The organism is Limnofasciculus baicalensis BBK-W-15, from assembly GCF_024178385.1.
Lineage (GTDB): Bacteria > Cyanobacteriota > Cyanobacteriia > Cyanobacteriales > Coleofasciculaceae > Limnofasciculus > Limnofasciculus baicalensis.
The window spans coordinates 1-1,354 of the sequence record NZ_JAMZMM010000702.1 but is presented as its reverse complement, the minus strand read 5'-3'; the positions used below and the strand labels follow the sequence as shown (position 1 = coordinate 1,354).

Sequence of the window (1,354 nt, the reverse complement as noted above, 5' to 3'; positions counted from 1 at the left end):
AACCACGTGATCGTCACGATCAATGGCGTGAACTGGGGCGTCTACAACAACGTTCAGCAGTTCAACAAGACGATGCTCAGCACGCACTTCCCCGACACGAGCGGCCTGCGGATCAAGTGCGCGAACAACCCCAACGGCCCGGGCTTGCGCTATGTCGGTGCAACGTCGAATCTCTACTCGACCGCCTACGAGATCAAGGACGCGGGCGGCTTTGTCGATCCGTGGGCGCCGCACATCCTCGTGTGCAACACGCTGACCAACGCCGCGACCGCGAACTGGCAGACCACGATCGACCCGATCTTCGCGGTTGATCCCTCGATCTGGTCGGTGGTCTTTGAGAACATCTTGACCGACGACGACAGTTACGTGAACAAGGGTGCGGACTTCATGACGTACCGCAACCCGACGGACGGCAGGACGTTCCTCCTGCAGACCGACGCGAACGAGACGTTCACGCAAACGAACTGGTCTCATATTCTCAACTTCTCGGCGGTGAACAAGCCTTTCCTGAGCCGTGTGCTCGCGGTGGCGGAGTTGCGTCAGCGGTACTTCACGCACATGCGCACCGTGAAGCAGGACCTCAACTGGACGTACTTCGGCCCGAGGGCGACCGCGCTGCGCGACCAGATCGACGCCGCGGTGCAGGCCGACACGAAGAAGTTGTACACCTACGCCCAGTTCCTCAGCAACTTCACCACGAGCGTGACGCTCTCGGGCGCAGGGCCCGGCGGCGGCACGGTGCCCGGCATCCAGCAGTTCCTCGATCAGCGGACGACATTCCTGAACGCCCAGGCGGAAGTGGCGGCGGTTGGGCCAACGATCTCGAGCGTCTCGGCGTCGGACAGTTCCCCTGATCCTTCGCAGGTTGTGACGATCTCCGCGACCATCGCGCCAAACGGGAGTGCGGTGCAGAAGGCCGAGTTGTGGTACCGCGCCAATCCGACGCTGCCCTATGCACGAGTGCTGATGACGAACAATGGCAACGGGCAATACTCGGTCGTACTGCCTGTCGCGGGAACGTCCGGGCAGCGCGTGCAGTACTACGTCGGCGCGACCGCGAGCAACGCCTTCTCGTCACTCTCGTTCCTCCCCACGCATACCGAATGGACACCACTCCAACTCGAATACACCTTCGGCGCGAGCGGCGGGATGCGCATCACCGAGTGGATGTACAGCGGCGTCAACGGCGAGTTTATCGAGTTCACCAACGTGTCCAGCCCGCCCATCGACATGAACGGCTGGAGCTTTGCCGACGATGCCGCGCTTGTCGGCACGTTTGACCTCCTTGCTTTCGGCATCGTGCCGCCGGGCGCGTCGGTTGTCCTCTAGGACGCCCTCGCCGCCTCGCTCCGGA

General features: G+C 62.6%; 1 protein-coding gene. It reads left to right on the top strand.

Features of this window, described 5'->3' with window-relative positions:
• A partial coding sequence (locus tag NJ959_RS29575; protein ID WP_254015335.1) for a CotH kinase family protein occupies positions 1-1,329 on the top strand: 1,329 nt, incomplete at its 5' end.
• Positions 1,330-1,354 lie beyond the last annotated feature (25 nt).